This is a genomic window from Serratia sp. DFXYC6 (genome assembly GCF_057196085.1).
The window spans coordinates 274,355-288,276 of the sequence record NZ_JBXUNV010000001.1; the positions used below are offsets into that span (position 1 = coordinate 274,355).

At 60.7% G+C, this 13,922-nt stretch carries 15 protein-coding genes and 2 pseudogenes; 8 read left to right on the forward strand and 9 right to left on the reverse strand.

Features of this window, described 5'->3' with window-relative positions:
- Window position 1 precedes the first annotated feature (1 nt).
- Together AC2CGQ_RS01410 and AC2CGQ_RS01415 are read right to left on the reverse strand one after the other, a co-directional pair.
- Entirely contained in the window at window positions 2-454 is a 453-nt protein-coding gene (locus tag AC2CGQ_RS01410) for a GNAT family N-acetyltransferase (RefSeq protein WP_049242895.1), read from the reverse strand.
- A 43-nt stretch (window positions 455-497) separates the two neighbouring features.
- A pseudogene (locus tag AC2CGQ_RS01415) lies at window positions 498-926 on the reverse strand (cupin domain-containing protein); the annotation flags it as partial.
- Here AC2CGQ_RS01415 and AC2CGQ_RS01420 point away from each other — a divergent pair.
- Window positions 911-1,105: pseudogene (locus AC2CGQ_RS01420) on the forward strand (hypothetical protein); the annotation flags it as partial. The pseudogenes AC2CGQ_RS01415 and AC2CGQ_RS01420 overlap by 16 nt on opposite strands.
- A 6-nt stretch (window positions 1,106-1,111) precedes the next feature.
- Here AC2CGQ_RS01420 and AC2CGQ_RS01425 read toward each other — a convergent pair.
- Window positions 1,112-1,327, reverse strand: a complete 216-nt coding sequence (locus tag AC2CGQ_RS01425; protein ID WP_004941687.1) for a hypothetical protein — start codon at window positions 1,325-1,327, stop codon at window positions 1,112-1,114.
- An 852-nt stretch (window positions 1,328-2,179) separates the two neighbouring features.
- On the opposite strand from AC2CGQ_RS01425, the gene AC2CGQ_RS01430 reads away from it, so the two are divergent.
- On the forward strand, window positions 2,180-3,256 hold the full coding sequence (locus AC2CGQ_RS01430; protein WP_015378710.1) for an AI-2E family transporter: 1,077 nt from the start codon (window positions 2,180-2,182) through the stop codon (window positions 3,254-3,256).
- A gap of 44 nt (window positions 3,257-3,300) precedes the next feature.
- Here the strand turns inward: AC2CGQ_RS01430 and bcp are convergent, their stop codons facing one another.
- Entirely contained in the window at window positions 3,301-3,765 is a 465-nt protein-coding gene (bcp, locus tag AC2CGQ_RS01435) for a thioredoxin-dependent thiol peroxidase (protein ID WP_015378709.1), read from the reverse strand.
- Between the two features lie 2 nt (window positions 3,766-3,767).
- Entirely contained in the window at window positions 3,768-4,373 is a 606-nt protein-coding gene (locus AC2CGQ_RS01440) for a glycine cleavage system transcriptional repressor (protein WP_369783268.1), read from the reverse strand.
- A 110-nt stretch (window positions 4,374-4,483) separates the two neighbouring features.
- Between AC2CGQ_RS01440 and dapA the strand changes: the two genes are divergently transcribed.
- The 6 genes from dapA to ypfH all read left to right on the forward strand — a co-directional run bounded on the left by dapA (window position 4,484) and on the right by ypfH (window position 11,276).
- The gene (gene dapA, locus AC2CGQ_RS01445; RefSeq protein WP_004941701.1) at window positions 4,484-5,365 is read left to right on the forward strand and encodes a 4-hydroxy-tetrahydrodipicolinate synthase; all 882 of its coding nucleotides are present in this window, start codon (window positions 4,484-4,486) and stop codon (window positions 5,363-5,365) included.
- A gap of 16 nt (window positions 5,366-5,381) precedes the next feature.
- A complete protein-coding gene (gene bamC / locus AC2CGQ_RS01450; RefSeq protein WP_015378707.1) occupies window positions 5,382-6,434 on the forward strand; it encodes an outer membrane protein assembly factor BamC in 1,053 nt (350 codons plus the stop codon).
- A gap of 170 nt (window positions 6,435-6,604) precedes the next feature.
- Window positions 6,605-7,318 carry a phosphoribosylaminoimidazolesuccinocarboxamide synthase gene (gene purC / locus AC2CGQ_RS01455; protein WP_004941708.1) on the forward strand — a complete coding sequence of 238 codons (714 nt, stop codon included), beginning with the start codon at window positions 6,605-6,607 and terminating at the stop codon, window positions 7,316-7,318.
- 209 nt (window positions 7,319-7,527) lie between these two features.
- On the forward strand, window positions 7,528-8,397 hold the full coding sequence (gene ypfJ / locus AC2CGQ_RS01460; protein WP_028127776.1) for a KPN_02809 family neutral zinc metallopeptidase: 870 nt from the start codon (window positions 7,528-7,530) through the stop codon (window positions 8,395-8,397).
- A 56-nt stretch (window positions 8,398-8,453) separates the two neighbouring features.
- On the forward strand, window positions 8,454-10,466 hold the full coding sequence (locus AC2CGQ_RS01465) for a tRNA(Met) cytidine acetyltransferase TmcA (protein WP_172574875.1): 2,013 nt from the start codon (window positions 8,454-8,456) through the stop codon (window positions 10,464-10,466).
- A 120-nt stretch (window positions 10,467-10,586) separates the two neighbouring features.
- On the forward strand, window positions 10,587-11,276 hold the full coding sequence (gene ypfH / locus AC2CGQ_RS01470; RefSeq protein ID WP_015378704.1) for an esterase: 690 nt from the start codon (window positions 10,587-10,589) through the stop codon (window positions 11,274-11,276).
- A gap of 30 nt (window positions 11,277-11,306) precedes the next feature.
- Here ypfH and AC2CGQ_RS01475 read toward each other — a convergent pair whose 3' ends face one another.
- Genes AC2CGQ_RS01475 through AC2CGQ_RS01490 form a run of 4 tightly spaced genes read right to left on the reverse strand, consistent with a single transcriptional unit; the run spans window position 11,307 to window position 13,676 of the window.
- Entirely contained in the window at window positions 11,307-11,492 is a 186-nt protein-coding gene (locus tag AC2CGQ_RS01475) for a YpfN family protein (RefSeq protein ID WP_004941720.1), read from the reverse strand.
- A 2-nt stretch (window positions 11,493-11,494) separates the two neighbouring features.
- Entirely contained in the window at window positions 11,495-12,169 is a 675-nt protein-coding gene (locus tag AC2CGQ_RS01480; RefSeq protein ID WP_004941723.1) for a M15 family metallopeptidase, read from the reverse strand.
- Window positions 12,166-13,293, reverse strand: coding sequence for a succinyl-diaminopimelate desuccinylase (gene dapE, locus AC2CGQ_RS01485; protein ID WP_015378703.1), 1,128 nt, complete (start codon window positions 13,291-13,293; stop codon window positions 12,166-12,168). The genes AC2CGQ_RS01480 and dapE overlap by 4 nt, the downstream gene beginning before the upstream one ends.
- The gene (locus AC2CGQ_RS01490) at window positions 13,290-13,676 is read right to left on the reverse strand and encodes an ArsC family reductase (RefSeq protein ID WP_004941730.1); all 387 of its coding nucleotides are present in this window, start codon (window positions 13,674-13,676) and stop codon (window positions 13,290-13,292) included. The genes dapE and AC2CGQ_RS01490 overlap by 4 nt, the downstream gene beginning before the upstream one ends.
- Window positions 13,677-13,922: the final 246 nt, after the last annotated feature.

The window sequence follows — 13,922 nt, forward strand, 5'->3', positions numbered from 1 at the left end:
ATTACCGTCGGTAGATGTCCGGCCGGGCGATCTGCCAGACAAAATCGGGGCGGTTGATGGCCGAATAGCCCACTTTCTCATAGAGCCAGGGGGCGGTGCTGGTGACCAGCATGACTCGCCTCAGCGTCGCCATCAGCGGATGGGCCTGGCAACATTCCGCCAGCCACAGGCCCAGCCCGCTTTTTTGGAATGTTTCCAGCACGTACACGTCGCACAGATAGCCGAAAGTGGCGTAATCGGTGATCAGCCGGGCGAAACCGATTTGCCTGGCGCCGTGATACAAACCGAAACACAAGCTGTGGGCGAGGGACTGGCGAACGGTTTCTTTATCGATTCCTTCCGCCCATGACGAACGGGTCAGAAAAGCGTGGATGGCATCGAGATCCAGCAGGGCGGGATCGGTGCTGACGAGATAGTCCGCACGCTGCCACTCCAGTGGGGCAGGGGTTGTCATGATGGCTCTTCTCCTGTGCAAGCGTTCAGGTCAGGGTCGCCGTTCAGGCGTGCAGTTCGGCGACCGTCATGGTGAAAATCAGCGTGTCTTCGCCTTCGTTGGCGTACCGATGTGGGCCGTCCGTTTTGGCGACCGCCGAACAGCCCGGCGCAATCATGAGCTCGGTCTGTTCGACGGCAAGGCTCAAGACGCCTCGCTCAACGTGCAGCAGCTCGAAGGTGCCCGTCGGGTGGCCGCCCGATGCATAGGCTTCCCCCGGCGCCATTTCCCACCGCCACAGTTCTATCATGTTCGGGCCTTGGGTGCCCGCGAGCAAACGTGCCGAGCCGCCGCGATCGCCATGCCACAGCGTGGGAATATCTTGGCTTTCAATCAGGTAGGCGGCGGGCGCGCGGGTGACGTTGACGATGTCCGCCACCGACAGGCCCAGCGCCGCCGCGAGCTTGCACAGGATGGCGATGCTGGGATTGGCGCCAGGGGGTCAGAACCCGGTTGAGCGCCGAGGCCGAGCGGATGTGGTTCATCCTGGAGAGCCTGCCGGCGATGCCGTTGGCGGCGCTGCACGAGGCGGGCGACGAATTGATTGCCGGTTTACGGCAAATGATGCCCGGCGTCACGGTAGAGCAACGGCTCATCGGCCGCGCCTCGTAACAGGCGTCAGCACTGGCGGCGAACCAAACCGGTGATCAAATCCAGCGCGTCGTCCGCCGCCGCGATTTCGCTTTCGCTGAGCGCCTGCCGTTCGATGAAGCTCTCGATGGCTTCCAGCAGGGAGAAGATGCTGATTTCATCTCCTATCTTGACGACTTCACAAACACCACGCCCGATCGCCAGACAGATGGCTTCATCAAATTCACACGGTTTGCTGTTCATTTTTCCCCCTACGGCATTTGGGATTATATCGGCCATGCTACCGGTTTTTTCCCGGTGGCTGTCTGACGAAAATCCCATTTTTTCGTTGATGCTGACGGGCGCACGATCGCGGGCATTGGCGAAATTCTGATTTCCTCACCGTGGCCAAATTTCCCTTGTGACCACCGTGCCGGCGCGGTATTGTCGCCAAATGACGACAATACCGCCTCATTGTCCGCATAAAAAATTCATGACGTTATCATCCCTTCATCCCGCTGCCGTGCGGGATTTTTTTATGAGGTTTATCCCAAAGTGCGGATAACCTCGACGCGATCGCTTGCCATGTTCTGGGAATAATCCTAGCTTGAAATAGTCATTTAGGGTTAGCAATCCCTCATGACCTCCTTGTAACACTTGATGCACCAGAACGTTTTCTCCCCCGCTTAGGCGGGGGTTTTTAATGACGTGCATCGGAAAAGGCCGTGAACGTAGAACCGACAGAGTTCGTGACGATAACCAGTTTAAGCATCAGGGGACGGGACAATGAAAAATGATCTGGCGGCGGCGATCGCGATTGGCTGTGTGTTGTTGTTCGCATTGGCGGTCGGTTCGCCCCTTTCTGTCGCTACTTCGCTGTAATCTTCCGCGGCCCCGTTCGGGGCCGCTCATCGAGTCAGTCGCCGCGTCTGCGGATTTTTGCGTCGATCGTCTGCCCGTGCGATAAAATCAGCCAGATCGCTGTTGATGTATGGCGAACTTTGAGTACTCTGAGTGCTTTGCACATCCCGCGTGCGCCCGTTCTATCTATGCTTTAATCAGGCCCATCACAGGAATCGCCATGCCCGCCCGCCAAATCTCAAGGAGCCCGCTCTGATGCTGGAGATGTTATTACAGTGGTACCGCCGCCGATTCACCGATCCTCAGGCCATCGCGCTGCTGGTGATCCTGGTTGCCGGGTTCCTTATTCTCTATTTTTTGCACGGCATTCTGACCCCGTTGCTGGTTGCCATCGTGCTGGCGTATCTGCTCGAGTGGCCGACCGCGCGCCTGCAGCGCATCGGCTGTTCGCGCACCTGGGCGGCGAGCATCATGCTGCTGGTGTTCTCGGGCGTCGCCATGCTGCTGGTGTTCGTCGTCGCGCCGACCGCCTGGCAGCAAGGCATCAATCTGATGAGCGATCTGCCGGGCATGCTCAATCAGTTCTATAACTTCGCCGCGACGCTGCCGAAGCGTTATCCGGCGCTGGTGGATGCCGGCATCATCGACATGATGGCGGAAAACCTGCGCAGCCGGTTGTCCGGCATGGGCGAATCGGTGGTGAAATTCTCGCTGGCGTCGCTGGTCGGCCTGCTGACGTTGGCTATCTATCTGATCCTGGTGCCGATGATGATGTTCTTCCTGCTGAAGGACAAAGAACAGCTGCTGAACGCGGTGCGCCGCGTGCTGCCGCGCAATCGCGGCCTGGCGGGGCAAGTCTGGAACGAGATGAATCAGCAGATCACCAACTACATTCGCGGCAAAGTGCTGGAGATGGTGATTGTCGGCGTGGCGACTTACCTGGTGTTCGCCGTGCTGGACATGCGCTACTCGCTGCTGCTGGCGGTGCTGGTGGGGTTTTCGGTGCTGATCCCCTACATCGGCGCGGTGCTGGTCACCATACCGGTGGTGGTGGTGGCGCTGTTCCAGTGGGGCGTCGGCGCCGATTTCTGGACGCTGATCGTCGCCTATCTGGTGGTGCAGGGGCTGGACGGCAACCTGTTGGTGCCCATTTTGTTCTCCGAAGCGGTCAACCTGCATCCGCTGGTGATTATCCTGTCGGTGATCGTGTTCGGCGGGATGTGGGGCTTTTGGGGCGTGTTTTTCGCCATACCGCTGGCGACGCTGGTGAAGGCGGTGATCCATGCCTGGCCGGATGAACTGCGGGTCGAGGTGGAAGACAAGGCCGACTGACAGGGAAGAAACGAAGCGCAGCAGGCCGCTGCGCTTCGTGAGAATTACTGCTGCAGGTAGTTCAGAACGATGTCGTGGTGATTGGTGGTTTTGAAATCATCAAACACTTTTTCAATCTTGCCGTTGGCATCGATCAGGAAGCTGATGCGGTGAATGCCGTCGTAGGTCTTGCCCATGAAGGTTTTCTCGCCCCACACGCCAAACTGTTGTGACACCTGATGATCTTCATCAGACAACAGCGTGAAGTTGAGCAGCTCCTTTTCGGCGAAGCGCGACAGTTTTTCCGGTTTGTCGGTGCTGATGCCCAGCACTTCGACGCCGACCTTTTTTAATTCGTCCATGTTGTCCCGCAGGCCGCAGGCTTGCACGGTGCAGCCCGGCGTCATCGCCTTCGGATAGAAATAGACCAATACTCGCTGTCCCTGGAAGTCGGCCAAATTAATTTCCTCACCGTCCTGGTCAGGCAAACTAAATTTCGGCGCTGTGTCACCGGCTTTCAATGGGCTCATCACTACTCTCCATCTTTCTCGTCATGCTGTGGATAGTTCACCACGCTAATACTGCCTTGCGCGTTCAATTCTGTACATAGGCGATGGAAGGCTTGCTCAATATTTGAGGCGTCCCGATCGCCGGAGCTGTGGGCGGTAATTTGGATATACAGCTGCGGCGGCAGGTCGCCGTCCGCCGGCTGCGTGCGCGAGACCAGTTCGGCGATATTCATCTGGCTGGAGTCGAACAAATCGGTAAAGCGTTCGATGATGTGCGGCGAGTCCTTCACTTCCACCTGCACCCACACCGTGGCCGGCATCGGCGGCCTTTCGTGCGAGTTTGTGCGCTTCATCACGATCAGCAGATCCAGCTCCGCGCCTTTTTGCGGCAGGGTGGATTCGATCAGGGTGATGGCGTTCCAACTGCCGGACAGCAGCATGATGAACGTGAACTCCTCTCCCAGCATGGCCAGACGGCTATCTTCGATATTGCATCCGCAACTGCTGACGTGGCGGGTGATGGTATTGACGATACCGGGGCGGTCGGCGCCGAGCGCGGTAATCACGAGATAGTGTTCGTCTGACTGAGGCAAAATAGCGCTTCCTGTCGTGCTTAATGGGGTTACCATGGTAAACATAAAAAAAACCGCCTGCCAAGCGCTTACAACGCGGTTGTGCGCTTGCTTTTGGATAGGCAGCAAAAGTACCATGAGTGACTTGTTTGTGGAGGGGACGGCCAATGTTTACGGGAAGTATTGTTGCACTGGTTACGCCGATGGACGACAAAGGTGCTGTCGATCGCGCGAGCCTGAAAAAATTGATCGATTATCATGTAGCCAGTGGCACCGCGGCGATCGTTTCCGTAGGGACCACCGGCGAGTCCGCAACGCTTGCCCATGACGAGCACGTTGACGTGGTGCTGCAGACGCTGGAGTTGGCCGACGGCCGCATTCCGGTGATCGCCGGCACCGGCGCCAACGCCACCGCCGAAGCCATCGCGCTCACCACCCGCTTCGCCAACACCGGCGTGGTGGGCTGCCTGACGGTAACGCCGTACTACAATAAGCCGACGCAGGAAGGGCTGTATCAGCACTTCAAGGCGATCGCAGAGAGCACCGAACTGCCGCAGATCCTGTATAACGTGCCTTCGCGCACCGGCTGCGACATGCTGCCGCCGACCATCGCTCGGCTGGCGAAAATCAAGAATATTGTTGCTGTAAAAGAAGCGACGGGGAACTTAAGTCGCGTTAGTCAGATCCAAGTGCTGGTTGACGATGAAGATTTCATTTTGCTGAGCGGCGACGACGCCAGCGGGCTGGACTTCATGCAACTGGGCGGCAAAGGGGTGATTTCCGTGACGGCCAACGTGGCCGCGCGCGAGATGGCGGAACTTTGCGCGCTGGCGGCGCAGGGCAAATTTGCCGAAGCGCGCCGCTTAAATCAGCGCTTGATGCCGTTGCATCAGGATCTATTTGTAGAAGCAAACCCAATTCCGGTGAAGTGGGCCTGTAAGGCGTTGGGATTGATGGCAACCGATACGCTGCGTCTGCCGATGACGCCGTTGAGCGAAGCCGCCCGCCCGGTGGTGGAGCGCGCGCTGAAAAGCGTCGGCTTGCTGTAACTCTAAGGGAAATTTGATGGCTTATTCATTGCAAAAGTCGACGGTAGCAAAAGTAGTGGGCATCTCATTGGTGATGATGCTGGCAGCCTGCAGCAGCGATCAGCGCTACAAGCGCCAGGTCAGCGGCGACGAGGCCTACCTCGACGCGGCTCCGCTCAAGGCGCTGAACGCGCCGTCCGGCATGATCCTGCCGGTGCAGAGCGGCAACTATGACGTGCCGGCCACAACGGTGCAAGGCAACGTCGGCAAGCAGCTGGACATTCGTCCGCCGGTGCAGCCGTTGGCGCTGCTGAGCGGTTCACGCGCGCAATACGCCGGCGACAGCGGCACGCTGCTGCTGGAAAACAGCCCGCAGAACCAGAACCTGTGGTCGCGCGTGGTCAGCCTGCTGCAGGCGAAGAACATCGCGATCGCTTCCCGTCAGGACGCCGGTCAGACCCTGACCACCGACTGGGTGAAGTGGAACCGTCTGGACGAAGACAACCAGTACGAAGGCCGTTATCAGATCAGCGTGCAGCAGCAGGGCTATCAGCAGGCGCTGGTGGTGAAAAGCGTTGGCCTGCAGCAGCAGGGCAAGACCGAACAGGTGACCGATCAGTCTGAGATCCAGCGCTACAACGGCATGATGATCAACACCCTGATCGAAGGCCTGGACAAGCAGGATAACCTGGCGAGCTCCCAGACGGCCAGCCGCTTCGGCGCGCTGGACGTGCAGAGCGGTGCCGATGATACCGGCCTGCCGATGCTGGTGGTGCGCGGCCCGTACACTGTCGTGTGGGATCGCCTGCCGCCGGCGCTCGAAAAACTGGGGATGAAAGTGGGTGACCGCAGCCGTCCGCAGGGCACCGTCGCCGTGACTTACAAGTCCCTGAGCAGCAGCGATTGGGATGCGTTGGGCGTCAAGGATCCTGAACTGACGGAAGGCGATTACAAACTGCAGGTCGGCGATCTCAACAACCGCACCAGCCTGCAATTCATCGATCCGAAAGGCAAACCGCTCACCCAGTCGAAAAACGACGCACTGGTGGCGGCATTCCAGTCAGCCTTCAGCAAAACCAGCGTTAACTAATCAAAAAGGGGCTTCGGCCCCTTTTTGTTTTGTCTATACGGTATCGTTTGCGTCGCAGGTTTGGCACAATAGTGTCCGGCACGCCAAAGAATTCATTAGGTCAATTCTATACCCCCTAATTTCGGGCCGCGCTCGGGAGACAACGGGGATACATCACTGGAGTAAGTAAGATGCAAAAGCTAGCTGAGCTGTATCGCGGAAAGGCAAAAACCGTTTACACCACCGAGAATCCCGATCTGTTGGTGTTGGAGTTCCGCAACGATACGTCAGCACTGGATGGTCAGCGCATTGAGCAGTTCGATCGCAAAGGCATGGTGAACAACAAGTTTAACCATTTCATCATGAGCAAACTGGAAGAAGCCGGCATCCCGACCCAGATGGAGCGTCTGCTGTCCGACAACGAAGTGCTGGTGAAGAAATTGGACATGGTGCCGGTGGAGTGCGTGATCCGCAACCGCGCCGCCGGTTCGTTGGTGAAGCGTCTGGGCATTGAAGAAGGTCTGGTGCTGAACCCGCCGCTGTTCGATCTGTTCCTGAAAAACGACGCCATGCACGATCCGATGGTGAACGAATCCTACTGCGAAACCTTTGGCTGGGTGAGCAAAGAGCATCTGGCGCGCATGCGCGAGCTGAGCTACCGCGCCAACGACGTGTTGACCCAGCTGTTCGACGACGCCGGCCTGATCCTGGTCGACTTCAAACTGGAGTTCGGTCTGTTCAACGGCGAAGTGGTGCTGGGCGATGAGTTCTCGCCGGACGGCAGCCGCCTGTGGGACAAAAACACCCTGGACAAGATGGACAAAGACCGTTTCCGTCAAAGCCTGGGCGGCCTGATCGAAGCCTACGAAGAAGTGGCGCGCCGCATCGGCGTGAAACTCGACTAAGCGTCGGCACCGTCATTCGGGGCGATCCGGCCGGATCGTCCCGCTATTCTGCGTTTTTCCAGAAAATTTCTACATTTCCTCCGCGGCAGACCATTTATAATGATGGATGTGAGATGACTAAAACCTATCCCACTCAGGCTTGAAGCTGCCTTTGCGCTTACGATCGCGGCGCAACTTCAACGAGCAGGGGAAATATCTGGAGTGTATTTATGCGTTGGCAAGGGCGTCGGGAAAGTGACAATGTTGAGGATCGTCGCGGGCAGTCTTCAGGTTTGGGCGGCGGTGGCGGCGGTTTCCGCGTGCCGGTGGGTGGCAAGGGCGGCATCGTTATTCTGGTAGTGGTGCTGGTGGCCGGTTATTACGGCATCGATCTGTCGCCGCTGTTGAACGGCGGTAACGTCGCTCCTCAGGGTCAACAACAGAGCGCCAGCATCAGTCCGAAAGACGATGAGCTGGCCAAATTCACCTCAGTGGTGCTGGCTTCGACCGAGGATAACTGGAAAGAGATTTTCCAGCGCATGGGCAAAACCTATCAACCGCCGAAGCTGGTGATGTATCGCGGCGTAACGCGCACCAGCTGCGGCACCGGTCAGGCGGCGATGGGGCCGTTCTACTGCCCGGGCGACAGAACGGTGTATATCGATCTGTCTTTCTATCAGGACATGAAGACCAAGCTGGGCGCCGGCGGTGATTTCGCTCAGGCCTATGTGGTGGCGCACGAAGTCGGCCACCACGTGCAGAACCTGCTGGGCATCGAGCCGAAGGTGCGCCAGATGCAGCAAGGCGCCAGCCAGGCGGAAGTGAACCGCCTGTCGGTGAAAATGGAGCTGCAGGCGGACTGCTTTGCCGGCGTGTGGGGCAAATACGCCGAGAAGCAGCAGATGCTGGAAGAGGGTGACCTGCAGGCGGCGTTGAATGCCGCGCAGGCGATTGGCGACGACCGGTTGCAGCAGCAGAGCCAGGGCCGCGTTGTGCCGGACAGCTTCACCCACGGCACTTCGCAGCAGCGCTACACCTGGTTTAAACAGGGCTTCGACAGCGGCGATCCCAATACCTGCAACACCTTTGCATCCCGTTAACGCCTCAAGTGCCGGAGCCTGACTCCGGCATTTTTTTCGGATTGAGATACAGCCTTATGCTACAGGCAGCGCAACAACTCATGCGGCGGCAGGGCATCCGGCGTTTGCTGGTGCTCAGCGGTGAACCCGAGTGGTGCCGCGAACAGGCGCAGCGGCTGGCGGCGACGCTGCCGGGCGACTGGCCGTGGGTGGGGGAAAACCCGCCGCCCGGCCTGTCGGCTTTGCCGAGCCGCGCGGTGCGCCAATTGCTGGGGCAGGAGCGGCTGCACGCGGTGTTTGATGCCGGTCAGTCGCTCGACGTGGAGGCGTTGGCGGCGCTGTGCGGCGCATTGCGCGCCGGCAGCTGGCTGCTGCTGTTGACGCCGCCCTGGCGGCAATGGCCTCAGTTGCCGGACGGCGACAGCCTGCGCTGGAGCGATTGTCCGCAGCCGATCACCACGCCGCATTTCATTCATCATCTGCAGCATCATTTGGCCGACGACAGCGAAGTGACTGTCTGGCGGCAGGATGAGCCCCTGACGTTGGCCGCGCTGCCGGCGCGTGAAGGTTGGCAGCCGCCGGATGGCGGGCCGACCGAGGAACAACAGGCGATCTTGACGGCGTTGTTGCAGGCCGAGTCCGGCGTGTGGGTGCTGACCGCCGCCCGCGGCCGCGGCAAATCGACGCTGGCCGGCATGCTGATGGCGCAGTCGCCGCTGACCTGCTGGATCACCGGGCCGAGCCGCGCCGCCACAGAGGTGGCCGGGGAATGGGCGCAGGGGCGCGCACAGTTTTGGGCGCCCGATGCCTTGCTGGCGCAGTGCCGGGAGGGGGACGTCAGTGACGTGGGCTGGCTGCTGGTGGATGAAGCGGCGGCGATCCCCGCGCCGCTGTTGCAACAGCTGATCGGCTATTTCCCGCGCGTGTTGCTGACCACCACGGTGCAGGGCTATGAAGGCACCGGCCGCGGTTTTCTGCTGAAGTTTTGCGCCGGGCTGCCGTCCTATCAGGCGTTGAGTCTGCAACAGCCGATGCGCTGGGCGCAGGGCGATGCGTTGGAACGGGTCACGGACAATGCGCTGTTGTTCAACGAGCTGCCCGCCTGGCCGGTGGATGGCCAGGCGATCGATTACAGCCAGGCGGAGCAGCGTGAACTGTGCGCCGATCCGCAGCGGCTGGCGCGTTTCTATGCTCTGCTGAGCAGCGCGCATTACCGCACCTCGCCGCTGGACTTACGCCGGCTGATGGACGCGCCCGGCATGCATTTCGGGCTGGCGCAGGCCGGACAGGAGGTGGCCGGTGCCGTGTGGCTGGCGGACGAAGGCGGGTTGAGCGCCGAGTTGGCGCACGACGTGTGGGCCGGCCGCCGCCGGCCGCGCGGCAACCTGGTGGCGCAGTCGCTGGCGGCGCATGGCGGCCAGTGGTGGGCGCCGACGCTGCGGTCACGGCGCATTACCCGCATCGCGACGCTGCCGACGCTGCGGCGGCAGGGTATCGCGCGTCAGCTGGTCGAGCGGCAACGCCGCCAGGCGCAGGGGCTGGACTTCCTGTCGGTCAGCTTCGGCTATACCGAGCCGCTGTGGCGCTTTTGGCAATCCTGCGGTTTCGAGCTGGTGCGTATCGGCAGCAAGCCGGAGGCCAGCAGCGGCTGTTATACCGCGATGGCTATCTTGCCCCTGAGCGAGCAAGGGGAGGCGCTGCGGCACGCGGCGCACAAGCACCTGGCGCGCGACTGGCCCTGGCTGCGGCAGCGCATCGAACTCGTGCTGGCGATCCCGGGCGATGACGGCGACACGTCGCTCGGTGAAGAGGACTGGCGCGAGCTGGCCGGTTTCGCTTTCGCCCATCGGCCGCTGGAGGCCAGCCTGGGGGCATTGCAGCGTTTGCTGTTGGCCAGCAGTCTGCCGCTGCCCGCGCTGCGCGGCCATCTGCAACGGCGGCAATCTCCGGCGGCCTGCGTGGAGCAGGCGGGCGTAAGCGGCCAGAAAGCCTTGCTGCGCCACTGGCGGCACGAAACGGCGCAGGCGCTGGAACAGTTGAATGCGCAACACTGCCGCTACTGGCGCGACTGGGCGCAGTCGTTGCAATAAATTGAATAACTCGCTCAATAAAACCCGATTTTCCCGATTTCTCAACGGCGTATAGTCACTGTCAGCGGTGCGGCGGCGACTGTCGCCACACCAGGTTTGGTTACTATTAAGGAGTCATCGATGAAACATGAGCATTTCGTTGTCCAAAGCCCGGCGACCCCGGCGGCGCAGCTGATCTTGCTGTTTCACGGTGTCGGCGACAACCCGGTGGCGATGGGGGAGATCGGCAGCTACTTCGCCAAAGACTTTCCTCAGGCCCAGGTGGTGAGCATCGGTGGTCCCGAAGCGTTTGGCAACGGCGCCGGGCGCCAGTGGTTTTCGGTACAGGACGTGACCGAAGAGAACCGCGCGGCCCGCATCGCAGACGTGATGCCGCAGTTTGTGGCCGTGGTGCGTCATTGGCAGCAGCTGAGCGGCGTGGGCTATGCCGGCACTGCTCTGGTGGGGTTCTCGCAGGGGGCGATCATGGCACTTGAGGCGTTAAAAGCGGAAACCCGGCTGGCCGGGCGCGTGGTCGCGTTCAGCGGGCGTTTCGCCCAGTTGCCTGAGCAGGCTTTCGGCGACAGCGTGGTGCATTTGATCCACGGTGAAGAGGACGCGGTGATCGCGGTGCAACACGCTCACGCGGCGGCGGAAGCGTTACGGGCCAACGGCGTGGATTTCACGCTCGACGTGGAAGAGAACGTCGGGCATGCGATCAATCAGGGCATGATGAACGCCGCGCTGGAAAGACTGCATTATTACGTGCCGCAGCGCTACTGGGACGAGGCATTGTCCGGCAAGCGCGGCGAGCTGATCGCCTTTCGCTAAAAACTCAGGGCGCCGATGAGCGCCCTGATGTCATTTCTTTTTCGGCCAGTCGTCTTCGTCATCCCACTGGGCGTTGTTGTCGCGGTGCGGCGGTATCTCCGGCTTGTTGGCCAGATAGCTTTTCACGTCGACGCGGCGCAGTTCCTTGATGCCGCTGACGACCATCCCCACCAGAACCAGCAGAATAATCCACCAGTAATCAGCTAACCATTGCATAGCTACTCCTTTCCTTCACTGCGTATGAAACGCGAAAAAATCGAGGGCAGATGGCGTTCGAGCCATTCGACACCGGCGACCTCCTTGTCTTGCCAGGCCGCCAGCAACAACGCCGGGGTCAGCAAATGTTCAGCCTCTTGCGCCAGCGGCCGGTAGCTCAGATGCCACGGCTCCACCGCCACGCCGCCGCTGTCTTCGGTAAAGGGGCGATAGAAACCGAACTCGGCCATATGCGCCGTCAGCCACTGGTTGAGCGGCGCAAAGTAACCGCCTTCTTCATATTCCCACGGCTCCAGCTGCAGCTTTTGCCCTTCCGGCAACAGCGACGGATCGTACACGTCCAAATCGCTGCCCCAGTGATGGCGGCTGGCGCCAGGCAGGGCTGACCAGCGCAGGATCGCCTCACAGCGTTCGGCGGCGGACAGCGGCGCGACGTCGATCGGTTGACTGTCCTTATCTAATACTGGCCGCTGGCCGCAGAATTTGCCATTCCAAATCGCCAACTGGCGGTCGAAGTCGCGGAAGGTGCTGGCGGGCTGGAGATCGAATCCGGCTTCACGCGCGGCCTGCTGCATCGCCAGGAAGGCATTGACCGCCTGCGGCTGCAGCCGATGGTTGCCGCTCAGCGGCGCCAGGTGTTCGGTCGAACGGCCGGTGAGCATCTCTGCGGTGATCATGCGACCAATTGCTCCATGATGCGTTGATACATGCGGCTCAGCAGCTGCAGATCCGCGGCGTTGACACATTCGTTGACCTTGTGGATGGTGGCGTTGACCGGCCCCAGTTCCACCACCTGCGCGCCCATCTGCGCGATGAAGCGGCCGTCGGAGGTGCCGCCGGTGGTCAGCAGCTGCGGCGTCAATTCAGAATAGTGCTCGACGGCGTTGACCACCGCATCCACCAGCGCGCCGCGCGAGGTGAGGAACGGTTGACCGGACAGCCGCCATTCGATGCTGTAATTCAACTGGTGGCGTTCCAGCAGCTCTTCCACGCGCTGCTTGATCATCGCGTCGGTGAGTTCGGTGCTGAACCGGAAGTTGAACTGCACGTAGAGATCGCCCGGGATCACGTTGTTGCTGCCGGTGCCGGCCTGCACGTTGGCGATCTGCATGCTGGTCGGCGGGAAGAACTCGTTGCCGCGATCCCATTCGATCGCCACCAGTTCATTCAGCGCCGGCATGGCGCGGTGCACCGGGTTGTCCGCCAGATGCGGATAGGCGACGTGCCCCTGTACGCCGTGGATATGCAGGTTGGCGGTGATGGAGCCGCGACGGCCGTTTTTCACCACGTCGCCGACGCGTTCGGTGCTGGACGGCTCGCCGACCAGGCAGTAATCCAGCCGCTCGTTGCGCGCCATCAGCGCTTCGACCACTTTAACCGTGCCGTGGGTGGCGCTGGCTTCTTCATCCGAAGTGATCAGAAATGCCAGGCGGCCCCGGTGATTCGGGTTGGCGGCGACAAAGCGTTCCGCGGCCACCACCATCGCGGCCAACGAGCCTTTCATGTCCGCCGCGCCGCGGCCATACAGCATGCCGTCGCGGATTGCCGGTTCAAACGGCGGGTTGTCCCAGCGTTTTTCATCGCCGGTCGGCACTACGTCGGTGTGCCCGGCAAACGCCAGAGTTTGCCCTTCGCCGCGCCAGGCCCAGAAGTTTTGGGTGTCTTCGAAGTCCATGGCTTCGACGGTGAAGCCGATCGCCTGCAGGCGTTCGATCATCAGTTGCTGGCAGCCTTCGTCACTCGGGCTGAGGGAAGGGCGTTTGATCAACTGCTGGGCCAGTTCGATAACCGGGCAAGTCATACGGCAACCTCGGCGATAAATTGTTGGTAAGCGTCGGCGTTGAAACCGAGCAGAGCGTGGCCGTTGCCGTCGTCCAGCAGCGGACGTTTAATGATTGCCGGCTGCGCCAGCATCAGCGCGATGGCGGCGTCGGCGTTATCACAGGCGTTGCGCTGCGCTTCATCCAGCTTGCGCCAGGTGGTGCCGCGGGTATTGAGCAGCGGCTCCCAACCCAGTTGCGCGACGAAACCGCGCAGTTGCTGTTCGGTCAGGCCGTCGGCGCGGTAGTCGTGAAAATGATAGGCTATGCCCTGATCTTCCAGCCAGCGGCGGGCTTTTTTGATGGTGTCGCAGTTTTTGATGCCGTACATCGTCAGCGTTGTCTGTTGCGGTTTATTTGCCATGGCGTAAAGCTACCTGTCTCGTCGAGTCGATACTGAGCGGCGGGCGCGGTCTTAGGCCTTCTCGCCGCCCGGCGATAGCAGAGATAATGCCAGTAAAGCGGCGGCGAGATCCAGACAACGATGCGCGCGAGAGACGATTGGGCGCCAGGGAGAGAGGTTGGCAAATTGATGAAACGGCTATCTTCGCCGGCGGGGCTGTTAAAAGGCGCCGGCGAACACGTTCTGCCGCCAATGCGGCGCGGGGGA

Coding starts and splice junctions, on each gene's coding strand:
- AC2CGQ_RS01410 (WP_049242895.1), bottom strand. CDS start 454: ATGACAACCCCTGCCCCACTGGAGTGGCAGCGTGCGGACTATCTCGTC.
- AC2CGQ_RS01425 (WP_004941687.1), bottom strand. CDS start 1,327: ATGAACAGCAAACCGTGTGAATTTGATGAAGCCATCTGTCTGGCGATC.
- AC2CGQ_RS01430 (WP_015378710.1), top strand. CDS start 2,180: ATGCTGGAGATGTTATTACAGTGGTACCGCCGCCGATTCACCGATCCT.
- bcp (WP_015378709.1), bottom strand. CDS start 3,765: ATGAGCCCATTGAAAGCCGGTGACACAGCGCCGAAATTTAGTTTGCCT.
- AC2CGQ_RS01440 (WP_369783268.1), bottom strand. CDS start 4,373: ATGGTAACCCCATTAAGCACGACAGGAAGCGCTATTTTGCCTCAGTCA.
- dapA (WP_004941701.1), top strand. CDS start 4,484: ATGTTTACGGGAAGTATTGTTGCACTGGTTACGCCGATGGACGACAAA.
- bamC (WP_015378707.1), top strand. CDS start 5,382: ATGGCTTATTCATTGCAAAAGTCGACGGTAGCAAAAGTAGTGGGCATC.
- purC (WP_004941708.1), top strand. CDS start 6,605: ATGCAAAAGCTAGCTGAGCTGTATCGCGGAAAGGCAAAAACCGTTTAC.
- ypfJ (WP_028127776.1), top strand. CDS start 7,528: ATGCGTTGGCAAGGGCGTCGGGAAAGTGACAATGTTGAGGATCGTCGC.
- AC2CGQ_RS01465 (WP_172574875.1), top strand. CDS start 8,454: ATGCTACAGGCAGCGCAACAACTCATGCGGCGGCAGGGCATCCGGCGT.
- ypfH (WP_015378704.1), top strand. CDS start 10,587: ATGAAACATGAGCATTTCGTTGTCCAAAGCCCGGCGACCCCGGCGGCG.
- AC2CGQ_RS01475 (WP_004941720.1), bottom strand. CDS start 11,492: ATGCAATGGTTAGCTGATTACTGGTGGATTATTCTGCTGGTTCTGGTG.
- AC2CGQ_RS01480 (WP_004941723.1), bottom strand. CDS start 12,169: ATGATCACCGCAGAGATGCTCACCGGCCGTTCGACCGAACACCTGGCG.
- dapE (WP_015378703.1), bottom strand. CDS start 13,293: ATGACTTGCCCGGTTATCGAACTGGCCCAGCAGTTGATCAAACGCCCT.
- AC2CGQ_RS01490 (WP_004941730.1), bottom strand. CDS start 13,676: ATGGCAAATAAACCGCAACAGACAACGCTGACGATGTACGGCATCAAA.